This window comes from Priestia sp. 40 (assembly GCF_049368575.1).
GTDB lineage: Bacteria > Bacillota > Bacilli > Bacillales > Bacillaceae_H > Priestia > Priestia zanthoxyli.
The window spans coordinates 1096855-1116659 of the sequence record NZ_JBMPZA010000005.1 but is presented as its reverse complement, the minus strand read 5'-3'; the positions used below and the strand labels follow the sequence as shown (position 1 = coordinate 1116659).

The following is a 19805-nucleotide window of genomic DNA, read 5'->3' as shown; positions in this document are numbered from 1 at the left end:
AACATGACAAAAAACCGTCATGAATCATTAGGATTAACTGATGAACAAGTACTTGAAATGTACCGCACTATGCTGCTTGCACGAAAAATTGATGAGCGTATGTGGCTATTAAACCGTGCAGGGAAGGTGCCTTTTGTTATTTCATGTCAAGGTCAAGAAGCCGCTCAAGTTGGCGCAGCTTTTGCCTTAAACAGAGAGAATGATTACATATTACCTTATTACCGCGATCTGGGTGTTGTGCTGGCATTTGGAATGACCGCGCGCGATTTAATGCTTTCTGGGTTTGCTAAAGCAGAAGATCCAAACTCAGGAGGTCGTCAAATGCCAGGTCACTTTGGCCATAAAGAAAAGCGAATTGTAACAGGATCTTCTCCAGTTACAACACAGGTGCCTCATGCAGTAGGAATCGCTTTAGCAGGACGGTTGGAGAAAAAAGACTTAGTCACGTTTGTCACGTTTGGAGAAGGATCTTCTAACCAAGGAGATTTCCATGAAGGCGCGAACTTTGCAGGTGTTCATAAGCTTCCTGTTATCTTTATGTGTGAAAATAACAAGTATGCGATTTCTGTTCCGGTTGAAAAGCAGCTAGGATGCGCAAAAGTATCTGATCGTGCGATTGGATATGGTATGCCAGGCTACACAATTGATGGAAACGACGTCCTTGAAGTATACCGAGTGGTAAAAGAAGCAAGAGATCGTGCATCCAGAGGAGAAGGGCCTACTCTTATTGAAACTGTTTCAGAGCGTTTGACTGCCCATTCAAGTGATGACGATGATCGTGCATATCGCGGCGCAGAAGAATTGTCTGAAGCTAAAAAGAGTGATCCGCTTGCGTACTTTGCGGCTTATTTAAAAGAGGTTAACGTGTTAACCGATGAACGAGAAAAACAAATGCTTGATGATATTATGAACATCGTTAATGATGCAACAGATTATGCTGAAAACGCTCCTTATGCAGAAGCGGAATCGGCTTTAAAATACGTGTACGGTGAGTAAGGAGGAGAACATATGCCGGTTATTTCATATATTGATGCAGTAACAATGGCCATTCGTGAAGAAATGGAAAGAGATTCCCGCGTGTTTGTATTAGGAGAAGACGTAGGGAAAAAAGGCGGCGTATTTAAAGCAACCAACGGACTGTACGAACAGTTCGGAGAAGAAAGAGTTATTGACACACCTCTTGCAGAGTCTGCTATTGCAGGCGTAGGAATCGGAGCGGCAATGTACGGCATGCGTCCGATTGCTGAAATGCAGTTTGCTGATTTTATTATGCCTGCAGTCAATCAAATTGTGTCAGAAGCAGCGAAAATTCGCTATCGTTCTAATAATGATTGGAGTTGTCCAATTACAATTCGAGCTCCTTACGGCGGCGGAGTTCACGGTGCTCTTTATCATTCTCAATCTGTTGAAGCACTATTTGCCAATACGCCAGGGTTAAAGATTGTGATGCCTTCTACGCCTTATGATGTAAAAGGATTATTAAAAGCAGCTATTCGTGATGATGATCCAGTTCTTTTCTTTGAGCATAAGCGTGCGTACCGTTTGATTAAAGGAGAAGTCCCTGAAGATGATTATGTACTTCCGATTGGCAAAGCAGATGTAAAGAGAGAAGGAGACGACATCACGGTTATTACATATGGTCTTTGTGTACACTTTGCTCTTCAAGCTGCTGAAAAACTGGAAGCAGACGGTATTTCAGCACACATCTTAGACTTAAGAACGGTCTATCCGCTTGATAAAGAAGCTATTATTGAAGCAGCATCTAAAACAGGTAAGGTCCTGCTTTTAACGGAAGACAACAAAGAAGGCAGCATTATGAGCGAAGTAGCAGCTATTATTGCTGAACACTGCTTATTCGATTTAGATGCGCCAATTCAGCGCCTTGCTGGCCCTGATGTTCCAGCTATGCCGTATGCACCAACAATGGAAAAATATTTTATGGTAAATCCAGATAAAGTAGAAAAAGCAATGAGAGAATTAGCTCAATTTTAAAAGGAGTTGTATCAATTGGCTATTGAAAAAATTACGATGCCGCAGCTCGGTGAAAGTGTAACAGAGGGTACAATTAGCAAATGGCTCGTTTCTGTGGGAGATCACGTAAATAAGTACGACCCATTAGCTGAAGTCATGACGGATAAAGTAAATGCTGAAGTGCCTTCTTCTTTTAGCGGAACAATTAAAGAGTTAATTGCAGGTGAAGATGATACTTTGCCTGTAGGAGAAGTGATTTGTTTAATTGAAGTAGAAGGAACTGTACCTCAAAAAGAACAAAAAACGTCTGATAAGACTGTAGAAGAATCAGCGCCAAAAACAGCGGACAGTCAATCCAATAAAAGCCGATACTCTCCAGCTGTTATGCGTCTGTCACAAGAGCATAATATTAATTTAGATACCGTGGCAGGAACAGGTGCGGGCGGCCGCATTACAAGAAAAGATATTTTAGCAGTTATCGAAAAAGGTGGAGCTGCTGAAGCGAAAGAAACGCCTGCACCAACAGTTCAAACAGAGGCACCTGTAGCAGAATCTGCTCCAAAAGCTGTTTCAAAAGCGCAGCAGCCTGCGCCTGTTGTATCTGCAGCAGGAGATCAAGAAATTCCTGTTACAGGTGTGCGTAAAGCTATTGCGGCAAATATGCTTCGCAGCAAGCATGAAATTCCGCATGCATGGACAATGGTTGAAGTTGATGTAACGAACTTAGTTTCTTATCGTGATTCATTAAAGGCGGAGTTTAAACAAAAAGAAGGTTTTAACTTAACGTATTTTGCGTTCTTCGTAAAAGCAGTGGCTCAGGCTTTAAAAGAATTCCCTCAAATGAATTCAATGTGGGCAGGAGACCGTATTGTCCAGAAAAAAGATATTAATGTATCCATTGCTGTTGCAACAGACGATGCTTTATTTGTGCCGGTTATTAAACAAGCCGATGAAAAGACAATCAAAGGCATTGCGCGTGAAATTACAGAACTCGCGCAAAAAGTTCGTACGGGTTCATTGAAGTCTGAAGACATGCAGGGCGGAACGTTTACTGTTAACAATACAGGCTCATTTGGTTCCGTGCAATCAATGGGGATTATTAATTACCCGCAAGCGGCTATTTTACAAGTAGAATCTATTCTAAAACGTCCGGTTATTATTGATAACATGATTGCTGTTCGAGATATGGTTAACTTATGTTTATCACTTGATCACCGCGTGTTAGACGGCTTGGTGTGCGGCAGATTCTTGGCAAGAGTTAAAGAGATTTTAGAATCAACGTCTAAAGAGAATACGTCCGTCTATTAAAAAAAGCAAATGGAGCTTTCTCCATTTGCTTTTTTATTTTGAAGCAATGATTGAACAATTTGTAAAAGATGTATTAAAATAAAAGAAGAATCATCAAACTTCAAAGTGTAATCATCTAGGTCTAGCAGGCAGCTATTAACTGTAAAGGGGCATGGAAATGAAAACAAATACATTATCATTTCATGAATTTACACGTACACCTAAAGAAGATTGGGCACAGGAAGTTAGCAAAAACACCGCGCTCCGCTCAAAAGAAACGTTAGAAAACATCTTTTTGAAACCGCTTTATTTTGAAAGTGATACGGCACATTTAGACTACTTGCAGCAGAGTCCGGCGGGAATAGATTGTTTAAGAGGAGCCGGTAAAGAATCATACATACTAGGGGAATGGGAAATCACCCAAAAAATCGACTTACCTTCTATTAAAGAAAGCAATAAACTTCTTTTACACAGTTTGAGAAATGGACAAAATACGGCCGCTTTTACGTGCAGTGAAGCAATGAGGCAAGGAAAAGACGTTGATGAAGCAACTGAAGCTGAAGTAGCCTCAGGCGCTACAATTTCTACTTTAGAGGATGTTGCTCAGTTGTTTCAGCATGTAGCTCTTGAAGCTGTGCCTTTATTTTTAAATACGGGATGTACATCCGTTCCACTTCTTTCGTTTCTAAAAGCATACTGTGTTGATCATAACTTTGAGATTAGACAGCTAACAGGTACGGTTGGAATGGATCCGCTCGGCACCCTTGCTGAATATGGAAGAGTTCCACTTTCTACTCGAGATTTATACGATCATTTAGCTTACGCAACGCGTTTGGCTCACAGCAATGTTCCAGAGCTTAAAACGATCATTGTATCGAGCATTCCTTACCATAACAGCGGTGCAAACGCTGTGCAAGAACTAGCTTACATGCTTGCTACAGGAGTGCAGTATATTGATGAATGCATGAAACGCGGTTTGTCCTTACATCAAGTTTTACCTCACATGACCTTTTCTTTTTCAGTTAGCTCACATTTATTTATGGAAATATCAAAACTTCGTGCTTTTCGCATGCTTTGGGCAAATGTGGTTCGTGCTTTTGATGACACGGCCGTTTCAGTGCCGTTTATCCATACGGAAACGTCACGTCTTACACAGTCTAAAGAAGACATGTATACAAATGCATTAAGGAGCACGGTTCAAGCATTTGCTTCTATTGTAGGAGGAGCGGATAGTCTGCATATTGAACCGTATGATTCCGTCACATCCTCATCTTCTCAGTTTGCTCATCGCCTTGCCCGTAACACTCACTTAATTTTGCAGCACGAAACACATATATCAAAAGTAATGGATCCTGCTGGAGGCTCTTGGTACGTTGAAGCTTACACACATGAATTAATGACAAAAGCTTGGGAGTTATTTGGCAACATTGAAGACTACGGAGGAATGGAAGAAGCTTTAAAACAAGGGCGAATTCAAGATGAAGTTGAACAAATGAAAGTAAAAAGACAAGAAGATATAGAGTGTCGAATTGAGCGCTTGATTGGAGTCACACATTATGCTCCTAAGCAACAGGATGTATCTCAAGAGATAAAAAGCACACCGTTTAAAAAAGAAGAAATAAAAACGGATAAATACAGTGATCAGAACGCTTCGGAATTTCTTTCAAATCTTTCGCTAGAGGACTATACAAAGCTAGCATCTAAAGGGGTAACAGCAGGGTGGATGCTAAAACAAATGGCGAAGCAGACACAGCCTGACAGCATTGTGCCGCTCACTAAGTGGAGAGCAGCAGAGAAGTTTGAAAAAATACGGGTTTATACAAAGGGGATGAGCATTGGCATTATGGAGCTCACCGATCCTAGCAGCCGTAAAAAAGCTGAGATCGCCCGGTCTTTATTTGAAAGCGGAGGCTTTACGTGTGAAACAATTAAAAACATAGATTCCTATGTCGAGATAGCAGATTGGATGAATGAACAAAAGCACGAAGCATATGTGCTCTGTGGAAGTGATGAACTCGTGGAAAAGCTCTTAACAAAAGCGATGACTTATTTTGAGGAAGATTCCGTTTATGTGTACGTAGTAGGAGAAGAACATGTATCACGCAAAACGCAGTGGCAGCAAAAAGGTGTAATGAGCGTCATACATCCTAAGACAAATGTTATTCAATGCGTTAAGAAGTTATTATGTGCTTTGGAGGTAGAAGTTCATGTATAAAAAGCCTTCTTTTTTTAATATTCCATTATCGTTTTCAAAGCAGCAAAGGGAAGATGACGTGATTCAAAGCTCCTTCACTTCTTTTCAAACAAATGAACAAATTGAATTAAAATCATTATATACAAAAAAAGACAGAGATGACCTCGACTTTATTCACTTTGCACCTGGTGTCCCACCGTTTGTGAGAGGACCGTATGCAACGATGTATGTGAATCGGCCTTGGACTATTAGACAGTATGCAGGATACTCAACGGCGGAGGAAAGCAATGCCTTTTACCGCCGAAACCTAGCTGCTGGACAGAAAGGGCTGTCTGTTGCTTTTGACCTCGCTACCCACCGCGGCTATGACTCTGATCATCCAAGAGTTGTTGGAGATGTAGGGAAAGCAGGCGTGGCAATTGATTCAATGATTGATATGAAGCAGCTGTTTGAAGGGATTCCGCTTGATCAAATGTCCGTGTCGATGACGATGAACGGGGCGGTGCTTCCTATTTTAGCTTTCTACATCGTAACAGCTGAAGAACAAGGCGTAAAAAAAGAAAAGCTGGCTGGAACGATTCAAAACGATATTTTAAAAGAATATATGGTGCGCAATACGTATATTTATCCTCCTGAAATGTCAATGCGAATCATTGCGGATATTTTTAAATATACAGCGGAGTACATGCCGAAATTTAACAGTATCAGTATATCAGGCTATCATATGCAAGAAGCAGGCGCTCCAGCAGACTTAGAGCTTGCTTATACGCTTGCAGACGGACTTGAATATGTACGAACCGGCTTGAAAGCGGGAATTACAATTGACGCATTTGCTCCGAGACTATCCTTTTTCTGGGCAATTGGAATGAACTACTTTATGGAAGTAGCGAAAATGAGAGCGGGGAGGCTGCTGTGGGCAAAACTAATGAAGCAGTTTGAGCCGGATAATCCTAAATCACTCGCTCTTAGAACGCATTCTCAAACGTCCGGATGGAGCTTAACAGAGCAGGATCCATTTAATAATGTTATTAGAACATGCGTCGAAGCTCTAGCTGCAGTATCAGGTCATACGCAGTCGCTTCATACAAACGCACTGGATGAAGCGATTGCTCTTCCGACTGATTTTTCAGCTAGAATTGCTCGAAATACGCAGCTTTATTTGCAAAACGAAACGGAGATTTGTTCCGTTATTGATCCTTGGGGAGGCTCTTATTATGTGGAATCATTAACGAATGAATTAATGATAAAAGCGTGGAAGCACCTTGAAGAAATAGAGAAGCTAGGCGGAATGACAAAAGCAATAGAAGCAGGCGTACCTAAAATGAAGATAGAAGAAGCTGCTGCCCGTAGACAAGCAAGAATAGACTCAGAGGCAGAAATTATTGTAGGGGTTAACCAGTTCCAGCCAGAGCAAGAAGAACCGCTTGATATTCTTGATATTGATAACACAGCAGTTCGAATGAAACAGCTGGAAAAGTTAAAGAAAATACGCAGTGAACGTAACGAACAAGCGGTAATCGAAGCGCTTAATTGGCTGACCACTTGTGCCAAAACAGGTGAAGGGAATCTCCTTGCTTTTGCGGTTGAAGCTGCCAGAGCAAGAGCTACACTAGGTGAAATTTCAGAAGCTATTGAGAAAGTGGCTGGAAGACATCAGGCTACTTCTAAGTCAGTCAGCGGGGTATACAGTGCGGAGTTTGCGCATCGAGATCAAATCGAAGAAGTTCGAAAGCTCACGGCTGAATTTTTAGAGGAAGAAGGAAGACGCCCAAGAATTTTAGTCGCGAAAATGGGGCAAGACGGTCATGACAGAGGATCGAAAGTGATTTCAACAGCCTTTGCTGACCTTGGATTTGATGTGGATATTGGTCCTTTATTTCAAACGCCTGAAGAGACAGCAAGGCAAGCTGTAGAAAACGACGTACATGTGATTGGCATAAGCTCTTTGGCAGCCGGGCATAAAACGTTACTGCCGCAGCTTGTTGATGAGTTAAAGAAATTAGAGCGCGACGATATCGTTGTTATTGTCGGAGGCGTTATTCCTAAACAAGACTACTCATTTCTTTTAGAGCACGGTGCTTCTGCTATCTTTGGACCTGGAACAGTAATCCCAAAAGCAGCCGTTTCCGTCTTACATGAAATAAAGAAACGGTTAGAAGAATAGTTGGTGAAGACAATTGGTGAAATTAAAAACGGTACAAGATTATAAACAAGGGCTGCTTGAAGGGAAAAGAACAGCGTTAGCTCAAGCCATTACTTTAATTGAAAGTAAAGCGCCGAAGCATAAAGTAATAGCACAACAGCTGATTAAAGAAATCTATCCTCATACGGGGCATTCAGTACGCATTGGTTTTACAGGCGTACCCGGAGCAGGAAAAAGTACGCTGATTGACAAATTTGGATCGTACCTATGCAAAAATGGCCATTCCGTTGCAGTTTTGGCCGTCGATCCAAGTAGTACCTTGTCTGGAGGAAGTATTTTAGGAGATAAAACAAGAATGGAGCTGCTTGCCAAACAAGAGAACGCTTTTGTCCGTCCTTCACCTTCTCAAGGAACGCTTGGAGGTGTTCATCTTAAAACGAGAGAAGCCATTTTTCTTTGTGAAGCGGCTGGATATAACATCATATTCGTCGAAACGATGGGTGTTGGCCAAGGCGAAATGATTGTAAAAGAGATGGTAGACTTCTTTGTTATGCTTGCTTTAACCGGAGCAGGAGATGATTTGCAAGGAATTAAAAAAGGACTGCTTGAATGGGTTAATTTGATTTGTGTAAATAAAGCAGACGGGGATAACCGGTTAAAAGCAGAAGTGACTGCAAAAGAATACAAAAGTGTCATTGGTTTTCTTCACGGTCATTCCGGAGGATGGAAACCACAGGTCATCACAACTTCTGCTTATGAAGAAGCGTCGTTTCAACATTTATGGAAGATAATTTGTGACTATAAGGAATGGATGAATAAAAATGATCTGTTTTATGCAGTAAGACAAAAGCAAATGAAGGCATGGTTACAGGCAAGTGTTAATGAATATTTACAAGAATCATTTTATGAACATCCTTTAGTTAAGCAAACATTAGGGGATGTTGAAAAACAAATGATGACCGGAGATGCCACAATGGCTGAAGCTCTCGAACACTTGATTAAAATCTATCAGCAGGCGATGAAAGAAATGTAAAAAGGATCCTGCATTTTATGCGGATCCTTCTACACTAGGGAGTTAAGAGTAAGGTTTTCTAGCTGTAAAAATAGTATCACCATTTCTTTTCTTATTTAATCTTGATTACCAAGAAAAAATGAGTCAAAGCAATCGCCTTTTTAGTTTTCGTTTGCTATGATAAAGAATAGATAGCAAAAGGGAGGTATGAAAATGAATATCGATTTTAACTTGTTTATGAACGACGTTGTTCGTCAAGCCCGTAAAGAAATTACAGCTGCTGGTTATACAGAATTAACGACGGCTGAAGCGGTAGATGAAACGTTTAAACAGCCTGGTACAACGCTTGTAATGGTGAATTCAGTTTGCGGTTGTGCAGGAGGTATTGCAAGACCTGCTGCAGCGCACGCTGTACATTATGATAAACGTCCAACAAACTTGGTTACAGTATTTGCTGGGCAAGATAAAGAAGCAACTGCGCGTGCACGCGAATACTTTGAAGGTTATCCACCTTCATCTCCATCTTTCGCTTTATTAAAAGACGGAAAAATTATCACAATGGTAGAGCGTCACGAAATTGAAGGCCACGAGCCAATGTCAGTTGTGATGAAGCTGCAAGAAGCATTCGAACAGCATTGTGAAGAAGTGTAAGAGAGAAGCCGTTTTGAACGGCTTCTTTTTTTTATACCTTTTTTTACCTATCTGTATGCAGGCTTTCTAACGAGTGGAAAATGTTGAGAAAAGGTATTTTCAAATAGTGAAACTTATATTTAAAAAAGATATTGCATATTTATAATGTTGTGTTAAAATACATTTATATGAATATATATTTAAATTTCGACATTTACTTGCAATAGTAAAAAACTTATTTCATAATATTATCAATTTTTAAAAAATAATGTAAGGAATAAACTAGGGGGAACGAAGATGAAATTGAAGAAGTGGTTATCGGTAACGGCAATTGGTCTCTTAACAGCAGGCGTTTTAGCTGCATGCGGAGCAGGAGAAGGAACGTCTAATGGCGGAGCAGGCAGCGACGACAAAGATAAAAAAGTACTAGTAATGGGAACATCAGCAGATTACCCACCATTTGAATATATTGATACGGCAAAAGGTGATAGTGAAGCAATTGGATTTGACGTAGATTTAGCAAAAGCAATCGGCAAAAAGTTAGGCTATGACGTACAGGTGAAGGATATGGAATTTGGCGGATTAATTCCAGCTTTACAATCTAATAAAGTCGATTTAGTTTTAGCTGGTATGACGCCAACTGAAAAGCGTAAAAAGAACGTGGACTTCTCAGACGTATACTATGAAGCAAAAAACATGATTGTATCGAAGAAAGATGCGCCAATTAAAAATGCGGAAGAACTAAAAGGAAAAACAGTCGGTGTACAAACTTCTTCTATTCAAGCAGACGAAGCAAAAGAAATTGCAAAAGAAGTTGACGGAGTAAATGTAACAACGCGTGACCGTATTCCAGAACTAATTCAAGAAATGAAATCAAATCGTATTGATGCGGCGATTATTGAAGATACAGTAGCTAAAGGATATGTGAACAAAGACAAAAGCTTGCAAATGTCTGATACAGGACGTCCCGATTCAAGTAAAGGATCAGCAATCGCATTTCCTAAAGACAGTAAGTTAACGGATGACTTTAACCGTGAATTAAAGAAAATGAAAGAAAACGGTGAATTAGATAAATTAATCGTTAAGTGGTTTGACGATCAAAAATAAGAATGATAGTTAGAGAGGAATGGAACTAGGCATGAATTTGGATTTTTCACAAATCGTGCCTTCTATGCCTTATATTTTAAAAGGTATAGGGGTAACGATACAGATAGTCCTAGCTTCAGCAATCTTAGGGTTTGTGCTGGGAGTTATTTTATCTTTATGTAAAATCAGCCGCAATAAACCTCTTCAATGGTTTGCGGATGCATATACGTCCGTGTTTCGCGGAACACCGCTTGTACTGCAATTATTATTAATATACTTTGGATTACCTCAGCTGCTCGGGTTTGATATTGCCCCGTTTCCAGCGGCTGTGGCTGCGTTTGGACTAAACTCCGCAGCATATATATCTGAAATTATTCGCGCTGGTATTTTAGCTGTTGATAAAGGACAGCGTGAAGCGGCATTAGCGTTAGGAATTCCTTATCGCCGCATGATGGGACAAATTATTTTGCCACAGGCACTTAAAAATATTTTACCTGCTTTAATGAATGAGTTCATTACATTAACAAAAGAATCAGCTATCGTTACAGTTATTGGAGCACTTGATATTATGCGCCGTGCTTACATTGTAGGTGGAGAAAAATTCGCCTACCTTGAACCGTTAATTTTTGCAGGGTTGATTTATTATGTAATGGTAATGGGCTTAACGCTCCTTGGTAAAGCAGTCGAGAGGAGAATGAGAAAAGGTGATTAACGTTGAAAATTTACACAAATCATTTGGTAAAAATGAAGTTTTAAAAGGTATTTCAACTACGATTAACGAAAAGGAAGTCGTGGCTGTTATTGGCCCTTCTGGTTCTGGTAAATCTACTTTTTTACGCTGTATGAACCTGCTTGAAGAACCGACGAGCGGATTAGTTTCCATTAATGGTCAAGTGATTACAGATAAAAAAACAAACATTATGCGTGTGCGTGAAAATGTAGGAATGGTATTTCAGCATTTTCATTTGTTTCCACATATGACCGTGCTTGAAAATTTGACGTATGCTCCGATGACGGTAAAAGGCGTGTCAAGAGAAACGGCTGTTGCTAAAGGCAAAGAATTACTCCAAAAAGTTGGACTTGCTCAAAAAGCCAACGAGTTTCCAAGTCGCTTATCGGGCGGTCAAAAGCAGCGTGTAGCTATTGCAAGAGCATTGGCAATGGAGCCGAAAGTGATGCTGTTTGACGAACCAACATCAGCATTGGATCCAGAGATGGTAAAAGAAGTACTAGATGTAATGAAGTCGCTAACAGAAACAGGAATGACGATGGTCATTGTAACGCATGAAATGGGATTTGCACGAGAAGTAGCAGATCGCGTGCTGTTTTTAGACGGCGGTGTGCTTGTTGAAGATGCGCCTCCGGCTGAATTTTTTTCAGCGCCTAAAAGCAAGCGTGCTAAAGATTTCTTAGAAAAGATTTTATAATAAAAAAGTGCAGGAAGAGTACGATCTTTTCTGCACTTTTTTTATTGAAATTTATACGGTACAACAAGATTTAAGGTTGTGTTATTTTTCTATTCGTGTTAATAAAGAATAGAGTATTTTATCACACTAAAAAGAAACCAACATGTAGGAGTCTAGAAAATGAAATTTAAAATTGGGTACCGGACAATTAAAACAGCCGTCGGTACATCACTGGCTATTATTATAGCTCAGTTCTTTCACCTCGAGTTTTTTGTATCAGCTGGAATTATCACCATTTTGTGCATTCAAAATTCAAAGAAAAAATCGTTGCGAAGTGCAAGCGATCGTTTTATTGCTTGTTCTTTATCCATTCTGTTTTCGTTTATATTCTTTGAAGGGATTGCTTATCATCCACTTGTTATAGGACTGATGCTGCTTTTGTTTATCCCGGTTACGGTTATATTCAAAGTTAATGCAGGCATTGTTACAAGCTCCGTTATTTTGCTTCATATTTACTCCAAAGGCAATATGACATGGGGAATCGTCTTTAATGAACTTGGCTTAATTGTAATTGGGATAGGTGTTGCCCTGCTTGTGAATTTATATATGCCAAGTTTAGATCAAGAGCTTCGCACGTATCAGCAAGAAATTGAAGAAAATTTCCGGTCGATGTTAAAGGAAATCGCCCTGTATCTCAGAACCAATGACAGCAGTTGGGACGGTAAGGAAATTGCAGATACGGTAAAAATTTTAGAAAAAGCAAAAAGCCTTGCGTTTCGTGATGTAGAAAATCATTTTGTTCGTGGGGAAAATTATTATTACCGCTATTTTAAAATTCGTGAAAAACAGCTTGAAATTATTGAACGCACGCTTCCTCTCATTACCGCTATTGATCTGGTAGTAGAACAGCGCTACATGATTGCCGATTTCATTGAAGAATTAAGTCTATCCATCCACCCTGGTAATACAGCAAAATTATTTTTAGCCAAACTTCAGCATCTACGAGAAGCGTTTGCAGAGATGCCGCTTCCTAAAACGCGGGAAGAGTTTGAAGCGCGTGCCGATTTACTGCACGTAGTCAAAGAAATTGAACAATATTTGGTTATTAAACAAACCTTAAAAATAAGTTAAATAGCATGCATGTTGTTTATCTTGCTTACGAACACTAAATAAGACAAGAGATATCTCTCTTGTCTTTTACTTAGGACTAACGTAAGGTGGTGGATTACGTGCATGTGTTTGCTTTTATCCTTTTACTACTATCTCCGGTTTGGCCATTAGGAGAAAATCCGTTGCCAAATGATCCTTATATTATTATTAATAAACAAAGCAATGAGCTTGCTTATATTCAAAATAAAGAAATTAAACAAATTATTAAAGTAGCAACGGGGAAAACAGTTAATCTGACGCCCGAAGGAGAGTTCACGGTAACAGTAAAAGCTGTTAATCCTTATTATCGGAGAAGTAACATTGAAGGAGGCGCTCCTCAAAATCCTCTAGGTGTAAGGTGGATTGGATTTGATGCAAGAGAGACTGACGGACGTATTTATGGCATTCATGGTACAAATCAGCCGGATTCCATCGGTAAATATGTATCGAATGGCTGTATTCGCGTAGAAAATCGTGAAGTAAGCCATCTATATGATCAAGTCCCGTTAGGTACAAAAGTATGGATTGTATCTACAGATCAATCTTTTGAAGAGTTAGCCGCCCAAAAAGGGATTGTGAATATACAGCAAAAGACTGGTGACTAGTCACCAGTCTTTTTATATGTTTGCATTGCACACAGAAACAGCAGTGCAGCTATGTTTTTCGTCATCAGTCCCGATTAAAACCACATGGCAAGTCCCGCTAAAAGCGTGGATATTAACATGACAAGAAGCATTAAAAACACAATGGTTTTTTGGATTTTCTTATTAGACATACAACCAAAGTCCTCCTACACGTTTTTTTCTTATTTTACATGTCTTCCGCTGCTTAGACAAGCAACTTTCTGTAGATACGCGAGCAGGAGATTTCTTTTGTTTTCAAGAATATGTGTAAATGAAAACGCTTTTTTAAGAGGTGAGAAAGTGATAAAAGGAATTGACCACATAGGAATAGCTGTAAAATCAATTGAAGGCAGCCTCCCATTTTATGAAAAGGTATTAGGACTGTCTCTATTAAAAGTAGAAGAAGTAGAAGAACAAGGAGTAAAAGTTGCTTTTATTCAGTGCGGCAACGTAAAAGTTGAATTATTAGAGCCACTCTTTGAAGACAGTGCGGTCGGCGCGTTTATCAAAAAGAGAGGTGAAGGCCTTCATCATGTTGCTTTAGGTGTGCGCACGATTGAAGAACGGATTAACGAGTTAAAGGAAAAGGGTGTACAAATGATTGACGATGTTCCGCGAAAAGGCGCAGGGGAAGCATCCATTGCTTTTTTGCATCCAAAATCAGCAAACGGTGTTCTTTATGAGCTCTGTGAAAAAACACTAGAGGAGGAGAAGAAACATGGTTGACATTTATGATAAATTAAATGAATTGTACGATAAGCGTCGGAAGATCGAGTTAGGCGGTGGAGACGAAAAAATTGAAAAACAGCACCATAAAGGAAAGCTAACGGCGCGCGAACGAATTGAAATTCTTTTGGACGAACATACATTTGTGGAATTAAATCCGTTTATTGAACATCGGTGTGCGGATTTCAGTATGAATAATCAAGTAGGACCAGGAGACGGGGTAGTAACAGGTTACGGCAAGATAAACGGTCGCTCAGTCTACTTGTTTTCGCAAGATTTTACAGTATTCGGAGGCGCGTTAGGTGAAATGCATGCTAAAAAAATTGCGCACGTAATGGACTTAGCGGCTAAAACAGGCGTGCCGTTTATTGGCTTAAATGATTCAGGCGGGGCTCGTATTCAAGAGGGCGTCATGTCTCTTGATGGATACGGTCATATTTTTTATCGAAATGCCATTTATTCGGGTGTCATGCCTCAAATATCTGTTATTATGGGTCCTTGTGCAGGCGGAGCCGTGTACTCACCGGCGATTACGGACTTTGTTTTTATGGTAGAAGAAACAAGTCAAATGTTCATTACAGGACCAAAAGTAATTGAAACGGTAACGGGAGAAAGCATTTCCTCTGAAAATCTTGGAGGAGCAGCTGTTCATAACGAAATTAGCGGTAATGCCCATTTTAGAGGTGCAACAGAACAAGAGGTGCTAGAACAAGTACGAACGCTCTTAAGCTATCTTCCTCAGTCTAGTCAAGAGCAGCCTCCTTTAGCCTCAAAAGCAGAGTCTGATGATTATCGTCCGGATTTATTAGACGTTGTCCCGTTTGATGCCGTGCGCCCTTACGATGTGCGTCAAGTTATTCAGCAAGTAGTGGACGAGCGCTCATTTTTTGAAGTGCAAAAAGACTTTGCAAGAAATATTGTCATTGGTTTTGCTCGCATAGATGGAAAAGTTGTCGGACTTGTGTGTAACCAGCCTAAAGTAATGGCAGGCAGTTTAGATATTAACTCCTCAGATAAAGCAGCAAGGTTTATTCGATTTTGCGATTCATTTAATATCCCACTTATTACATTTGAAGATGTTACAGGTTTTTTCCCAGGTATCAAGCAGGAACATGGCGGAATTATACGTCATGGTGCTAAAATTTTATATGCATACTCCGAAGCTACCGTTCCGAAAATCACAGTGATTTTGCGAAAGGCGTACGGAGGTGCATACGTAGCTTTAAATAGTAAATCGATTGGAGCGGACCTTGTGTATTCGTGGCCGAATGCAGAAATCGCTGTTATGGGTCCTCAAGGTGCTGCAAATATTATCTTTGCAAACGACATTCGAGGCAGTGAAAACCCAGATGAAACAAGACATGAAAAAATTGAACAGTATCGCGAGAAATTTGCTAATCCTTACGTAGCAGCAAGCGCTGGAATGGTGGATGATGTTATTGATCCTCGGGAAACACGAATAAAATTAATACAAGCGCTTGAAATGTTGCACAATAAAAAGGAAGAGCGTCCAGCAAAAAAACATGGTAACATACCATTGTAGGTTATTTTTGGAGGGATTACATATTATGATTAATGAACAACGAATCGTTGATTTATTTATTGAATTAGTACAAGTAGACTCAGAAACAAAGCATGAAGAAAAAATTGCTGTTGTACTAAAAGAAAAATTTACTGCATTAGGCGTCGAAGTAGTAGAAGATGATGCCAAAGAAAAAACCGGACACGGAGCCAACAACTTAATCTGCACACTGCCAGCTACAAAAGAAGGAGTAGACACAATCTACTTTACTTCTCATATGGATACAGTCGTACCTGGAAACGGTATTAAACCGTCTATTGAAGATGGCTATATTAAAAGTGACGGCACGACAATTCTTGGAGCGGATGATAAAGCAGGCTTAGCAGCAATGCTAGAAGCCATTACCGTATTAAAAGAAGAAAATATCGCGCACGGCAAAATTGAATTTATTATTACAGTAGGAGAAGAATCTGGCTTAGTGGGCGCTAAAGCTCTTGATTCTAGTCTCGTAACGGCAAAATTCGGCTATGCTTTAGATAGCGATGGCAAAGTGGGAGACATTATTGTTGCTGCGCCGACGCAAGCAAAAGTAAATGCAACAATTTATGGAAAAACAGCTCATGCAGGTGTAGCTCCTGAACGAGGCGTTTCTGCTATTACGATTGCTTCGAGAGCCATTTCTAAAATGCCGCTTGGACGTATTGATGAAGAGACTACAGCGAATATTGGACGTTTTGAAGGTGGAACGCAAACCAATATCGTGTGTGACCGCGTCGATATTTTAGCAGAAGCTCGTTCATTAATTCCAGAAAAAATGGAAGCACAAGTAGCGAAAATGAAAGAAGCGTTTGAAACAGCTGCACAAGAGATGGGCGGACGTGCAGAAGTTGATATTAAAGTGATGTATCCAGGCTTTAAATTTGGCGATGGAGATCATGTTGTCGAAGTTGCTAAAAAAGCTGTGGCTAATATCGATCGTCCTTCACGCCTGCTTCAAAGCGGAGGCGGAAGCGATGCAAATGTAATCGCAGGCTTTGATATCCCAACAGTAAATTTAGCAGTTGGTTATGAAGACATTCATACAACCAATGAAAAAATTCCGGTAGAAGAACTGGTGAAGACATCTGAACTAGTAGTGTCGATTATTAAAGAAGTAGCAAAATAATAGTTGCAGCCTTGCTTTTATATAAAAGCAAGGCTTTTTACATAGTGAATAGTAAATAGTCTGAATTTTTTAACATAATGTATAATGAAGAAAAGACGGTCGTTTTGTACAATAAAGTTAGTAATACATTTTACCAAAGTAGAAGTTGAAAATAACGTATATAAAAAATATGTAAGCGCTTTCAATTTTGGTTTTATCAACAGATATTCTTGGGAGGTTGATGCAATGAGATCACAGGAAAGTTTGCAGTCCATCATTCAAAACTTTAATGAAGTAGAAAAAGGGTTGTCAAATAGAGAAGCAGTCGAAGAATCTAATCGATGTTTGTACTGTTATGATGCACCCTGTATTCAGGCATGCCCTACAGGAATTGACATCCCGACGTTTATTAAAAAAATTGCATCGGGCAATTTAAAGGGGTCTGCCGAAACGATTATGTCTTCTAATCCCGTAGGAGCAAGCTGTTCGAGAGTTTGTCCAACCGATGAACTATGTGAAGGAGCGTGTGTGCTTAACCACTCAACCAAACCAATTATGATTGGAGATTTGCAGCGCTACGCAACGGATTGGGCTATTCAAAATGAACAGGTGCTGTTTGAGAAAGGAAGAGCAAACGGCAAAAAGGTAGCAATTGTTGGTGGAGGTCCGGCGGGTCTCTCTGCAGCAAGAGAACTGGCGCGATTTGGGTATGATGTAACCATTTTTGAAGCGGAAAAACAAGCAGGAGGGTTAAATACATATGGAATCGTGTCGTTTCGTCTTCCTCAAGCGATTTCATTTTGGGAAGTTGAACAAGTAAAAAGCTTGGATGTAAAAATTAAAACAAACGTAAGAATTGGAGAAGATGTTCTTCCAAGCGAATTGCTGCAGTCATATGACGCGGTTGTATTAGCTATTGGTATGAGCAAGGTGCCTTCTCTACATGTTGAAGGTGAAGAGCTAGACGGTGTGTATGATGCGATTGATTTTGTGAAAAAAACGAAGTCAGAAGCGCTATCAACAGAATTTGTGGGTAAGCGTGTAGCCGTCATTGGAGCGGGAAATACTGCGATTGATGGTGCTACGTGTTCCGTGCGCTTGGGAGCTGAAAATGTTCAAATTTTATACCGTCGTACACGAGAAGAAATGACGGCCTATGATTTTGAATTTGAATTTGCGAAACAAGATGGTGTTGAATTCCGCTGGTTAACGGCGCCTATACGAATTATTGGAGATGAAAATGGTAAGGTGAGCGGGATTGAATGCGTAAAAATGACGTTAACAGATCCAGATGCAGACGGCCGCAGAAAGCCTGTTCCTGTTGAAGGTTCAACATTTACGATTCCAGTCGATGCTGTTGTTAAAGCAATTGGTCAAGAACGGTACCTGTCTTTGATTCAACAATTCCAGCTGCATCATGAAGACGGAGTTGTCTTAATCAATCAAGAGACGTTCCAAACATCAAATCCAAAAGTATTTGCTTGTGGAGACGTTATTTTTGGTAAAGGGCAAGGAGAAGCAATGGTTGTGACCGCTGCTCAGCAAGGAAAACAAACGGCGTTAAATATTCATATGCAGTTAACAAAAGAAACAATGGAAACAGCTTAAAATCAGGAGGAGGAGAAATCTATGGCAGATTTAACAACAAATTTAGCAGGTATTCAATCACCAAATCCGTTTTGGCTGGCATCCGCACCGCCAACCAATTCAGGTTATCAAGTGCAGCGTGCATTTGAAGCAGGATGGGGAGGCGCAGTTTGGAAAACGCTTGGTGATCCGATTTTAAATGTTTCCTCTCGATTTGCTGCCGTTGGCTTCAACGGTCAGCGCGTAGCCGGCTTTAATAATATTGAGTTAATCACCGATCGTCCGCTTGAAGTTAATTTGAAGGAAATCTATGAAACGAAAAAGAAGTTTCCTAACCACGCAATTATTGCCTCCCTTATGGTAGAGCCTCAGCAAGAAAAATGGCATGAGATTGTCAAAAAAGTAGAAGACGTAGGAGTGGATGGACTAGAGCTGAACTTTGGCTGTCCGCATGGAATGGCAGAACGAGGGATGGGTGCTGCCTCTGGGCAAGTCCCTGATTTGGTTGAAAAACAAACGTATTGGGCTAAAGAAGTTGCTCAAACACCGGTCATTGTTAAATTAACCCCAAATATCACAGATATCACCGTTACAGCAGAAGCAGCGGTTCGAGGCGGTGCTGACGCTGTGAGTATGATTAACACTATTAATAGTTTAGCAGGAGTAGACATTCATTCATGGAATACGATTCCACACGTAGCAGGAAAAGGCGCTCACGGAGGTTATTGCGGCCCGGCTGTTAAGCCGATTGCATTAAACATGGTTGCTGAATGTGCAAGAAGTCCGTTTATTAACGTTCCAATATCAGGTATGGGAGGCGTTTCGAACTGGCAGGAAGCCGTCGAATTTATGCTCATGGGTGCGACAGGTGTGCAAGTATGTACAGCTGCTATGCATCACGGGTTCCGCATCGTAGAGGATATGATTCAAGGTCTCAATTATTATTTGGATGAAAGAGGAATCGAAAAAGTAAGTGATATTGTAGGGAAATCCGTTTCAAAATATTCCGACTGGGGCAACTTAGATCTCAATTATAAAGTAGTGGCTCGCATTGACCCGGATACGTGTATTAACTGCAATAAGTGTCATATTTCTTGTGAAGATACTTCTCACCAATGTATTGATATGCTGAAAGACCCTTCAGGGAAATCTTATTTAAAAGTAAGAGAAGAAGATTGTGTAGGCTGTAATTTATGTTCGATTGTATGTCCAGTGGACGGAGCTATATCCATGGTTGAATTACCGAATGAACAGCCTCCAATGACGTGGAATGAACGCCAAGCTGCTTTACAAGCGACGGCTGCACAGCGATTAGATGTATAAAG

The 19805-nt window shown here is 40.3% G+C and carries 18 protein-coding genes; 17 read left to right on the top strand and 1 reads right to left on the bottom strand.

Annotated elements, in window-relative coordinates; translation table 11 throughout:
• The first annotated feature begins 3 nt into the window (after positions 1-3).
• From ACO1DI_RS06840 to ACO1DI_RS06785, 12 genes are all read left to right on the top strand, one after another.
• Positions 4-996, top strand: coding sequence for a thiamine pyrophosphate-dependent dehydrogenase E1 component subunit alpha (locus ACO1DI_RS06840; RefSeq protein WP_014458261.1), 993 nt, complete (start codon positions 4-6; stop codon positions 994-996).
• Positions 997-1008: 12 nt separating this feature from the next.
• Positions 1009-1992, top strand: a complete 984-nt coding sequence (locus tag ACO1DI_RS06835) for an alpha-ketoacid dehydrogenase subunit beta (RefSeq protein ID WP_013084975.1) — start codon at positions 1009-1011, stop codon at positions 1990-1992.
• A 15-nt stretch (positions 1993-2007) separates the two neighbouring features.
• Positions 2008-3279 (top strand): dihydrolipoamide acetyltransferase family protein, encoded by a 1272-nt coding sequence (locus tag ACO1DI_RS06830; RefSeq protein ID WP_226701627.1) that lies wholly within the window; start codon positions 2008-2010, stop codon positions 3277-3279.
• 157 nt (positions 3280-3436) lie between these two features.
• A complete protein-coding gene (locus ACO1DI_RS06825; RefSeq protein ID WP_014458264.1) occupies positions 3437-5473 on the top strand; it encodes a methylmalonyl-CoA mutase family protein in 2037 nt (678 codons plus the stop codon).
• Positions 5466-7616, top strand: coding sequence for a methylmalonyl-CoA mutase (scpA, locus tag ACO1DI_RS06820; RefSeq protein WP_423145178.1), 2151 nt, complete (start codon positions 5466-5468; stop codon positions 7614-7616). The genes ACO1DI_RS06825 and scpA overlap by 8 nt, the downstream gene beginning before the upstream one ends.
• Positions 7617-7632: 16 nt before the next feature.
• Positions 7633-8628, top strand: a complete 996-nt coding sequence (gene meaB / locus ACO1DI_RS06815; RefSeq protein WP_042991893.1) for a methylmalonyl Co-A mutase-associated GTPase MeaB — start codon at positions 7633-7635, stop codon at positions 8626-8628.
• A gap of 192 nt (positions 8629-8820) precedes the next feature.
• Positions 8821-9258 carry a BrxA/BrxB family bacilliredoxin gene (locus ACO1DI_RS06810; protein WP_013084970.1) on the top strand — a complete coding sequence of 146 codons (438 nt, stop codon included), beginning with the start codon at positions 8821-8823 and terminating at the stop codon, positions 9256-9258.
• A gap of 282 nt (positions 9259-9540) precedes the next feature.
• Positions 9541-10344 (top strand): transporter substrate-binding domain-containing protein, encoded by an 804-nt coding sequence (locus ACO1DI_RS06805; protein WP_371906159.1) that lies wholly within the window; start codon positions 9541-9543, stop codon positions 10342-10344.
• Between the two features lie 31 nt (positions 10345-10375).
• Entirely contained in the window at positions 10376-11035 is a 660-nt protein-coding gene (locus ACO1DI_RS06800; RefSeq protein ID WP_013059114.1) for an amino acid ABC transporter permease, read from the top strand.
• The gene (locus ACO1DI_RS06795) at positions 11028-11750 is read left to right on the top strand and encodes an amino acid ABC transporter ATP-binding protein (RefSeq protein WP_042991894.1); all 723 of its coding nucleotides are present in this window, start codon (positions 11028-11030) and stop codon (positions 11748-11750) included. Before ACO1DI_RS06800 ends, ACO1DI_RS06795 begins: the two co-directional genes overlap by 8 nt.
• A 159-nt stretch (positions 11751-11909) precedes the next feature.
• Positions 11910-12860: an aromatic acid exporter family protein gene (locus tag ACO1DI_RS06790; RefSeq protein ID WP_013059112.1), complete on the top strand. Its 951-nt coding sequence runs from the start codon at positions 11910-11912 to the stop codon at positions 12858-12860.
• A 98-nt stretch (positions 12861-12958) separates the two neighbouring features.
• Positions 12959-13483 (top strand): L,D-transpeptidase, encoded by a 525-nt coding sequence (locus ACO1DI_RS06785; protein ID WP_014458269.1) that lies wholly within the window; start codon positions 12959-12961, stop codon positions 13481-13483.
• A 74-nt stretch (positions 13484-13557) separates the two neighbouring features.
• On the opposite strand, the gene prli42 is transcribed toward ACO1DI_RS06785, so the two are convergent.
• Positions 13558-13653: a stressosome-associated protein Prli42 gene (gene prli42 / locus ACO1DI_RS06780; protein ID WP_149917156.1), complete on the bottom strand. Its 96-nt coding sequence runs from the start codon at positions 13651-13653 to the stop codon at positions 13558-13560.
• Positions 13654-13801: 148 nt separating this feature from the next.
• Here prli42 and mce point away from each other — a divergent pair, with 148 nt between their 5' ends.
• The 5 genes from mce (at position 13802) to preA (ending at position 19803) form a co-directional block, all read left to right on the top strand.
• Entirely contained in the window at positions 13802-14227 is a 426-nt protein-coding gene (gene mce / locus ACO1DI_RS06775; RefSeq protein ID WP_209367833.1) for a methylmalonyl-CoA epimerase, read from the top strand.
• Positions 14220-15770 carry an acyl-CoA carboxylase subunit beta gene (locus ACO1DI_RS06770; protein WP_014458271.1) on the top strand — a complete coding sequence of 517 codons (1551 nt, stop codon included), beginning with the start codon at positions 14220-14222 and terminating at the stop codon, positions 15768-15770. The genes mce and ACO1DI_RS06770 overlap by 8 nt, the downstream gene beginning before the upstream one ends.
• 25 nt (positions 15771-15795) lie before the next feature.
• Positions 15796-16914, top strand: a complete 1119-nt coding sequence (locus ACO1DI_RS06765; RefSeq protein WP_013084962.1) for a tripeptidase T — start codon at positions 15796-15798, stop codon at positions 16912-16914.
• 225 nt (positions 16915-17139) lie between these two features.
• Complete coding sequence (locus ACO1DI_RS06760) at positions 17140-18501, top strand: NAD(P)-dependent oxidoreductase (RefSeq protein WP_014458273.1); 1362 nt, start codon at positions 17140-17142, stop codon at positions 18499-18501.
• 21 nt (positions 18502-18522) lie between these two features.
• Positions 18523-19803 (top strand): NAD-dependent dihydropyrimidine dehydrogenase subunit PreA, encoded by a 1281-nt coding sequence (preA, locus tag ACO1DI_RS06755; RefSeq protein ID WP_423145177.1) that lies wholly within the window; start codon positions 18523-18525, stop codon positions 19801-19803.
• Positions 19804-19805 lie beyond the last annotated feature (2 nt).

Excerpts from the sequence above, each read along its gene's own strand:
- ACO1DI_RS06800 (WP_013059114.1), top strand. The coding sequence starts at position 10,376 with ATGAATTTGGATTTTTCACAAATCGTGCCTTCTATGCCTTATATTTTA.
- ACO1DI_RS06835 (WP_013084975.1), top strand. The coding sequence starts at position 1,009 with ATGCCGGTTATTTCATATATTGATGCAGTAACAATGGCCATTCGTGAA.
- ACO1DI_RS06770 (WP_014458271.1), top strand. The coding sequence starts at position 14,220 with ATGGTTGACATTTATGATAAATTAAATGAATTGTACGATAAGCGTCGG.
- ACO1DI_RS06825 (WP_014458264.1), top strand. The coding sequence starts at position 3,437 with ATGAAAACAAATACATTATCATTTCATGAATTTACACGTACACCTAAA.
- preA (WP_423145177.1), top strand. The coding sequence starts at position 18,523 with ATGGCAGATTTAACAACAAATTTAGCAGGTATTCAATCACCAAATCCG.
- ACO1DI_RS06760 (WP_014458273.1), top strand. The coding sequence starts at position 17,140 with ATGAGATCACAGGAAAGTTTGCAGTCCATCATTCAAAACTTTAATGAA.
- scpA (WP_423145178.1), top strand. The coding sequence starts at position 5,466 with ATGTATAAAAAGCCTTCTTTTTTTAATATTCCATTATCGTTTTCAAAG.
- ACO1DI_RS06810 (WP_013084970.1), top strand. The coding sequence starts at position 8,821 with ATGAATATCGATTTTAACTTGTTTATGAACGACGTTGTTCGTCAAGCC.
- prli42 (WP_149917156.1), bottom strand. The coding sequence starts at position 13,653 with ATGTCTAATAAGAAAATCCAAAAAACCATTGTGTTTTTAATGCTTCTT.
- ACO1DI_RS06840 (WP_014458261.1), top strand. The coding sequence starts at position 4 with ATGACAAAAAACCGTCATGAATCATTAGGATTAACTGATGAACAAGTA.
- ACO1DI_RS06790 (WP_013059112.1), top strand. The coding sequence starts at position 11,910 with ATGAAATTTAAAATTGGGTACCGGACAATTAAAACAGCCGTCGGTACA.
- ACO1DI_RS06765 (WP_013084962.1), top strand. The coding sequence starts at position 15,796 with ATGATTAATGAACAACGAATCGTTGATTTATTTATTGAATTAGTACAA.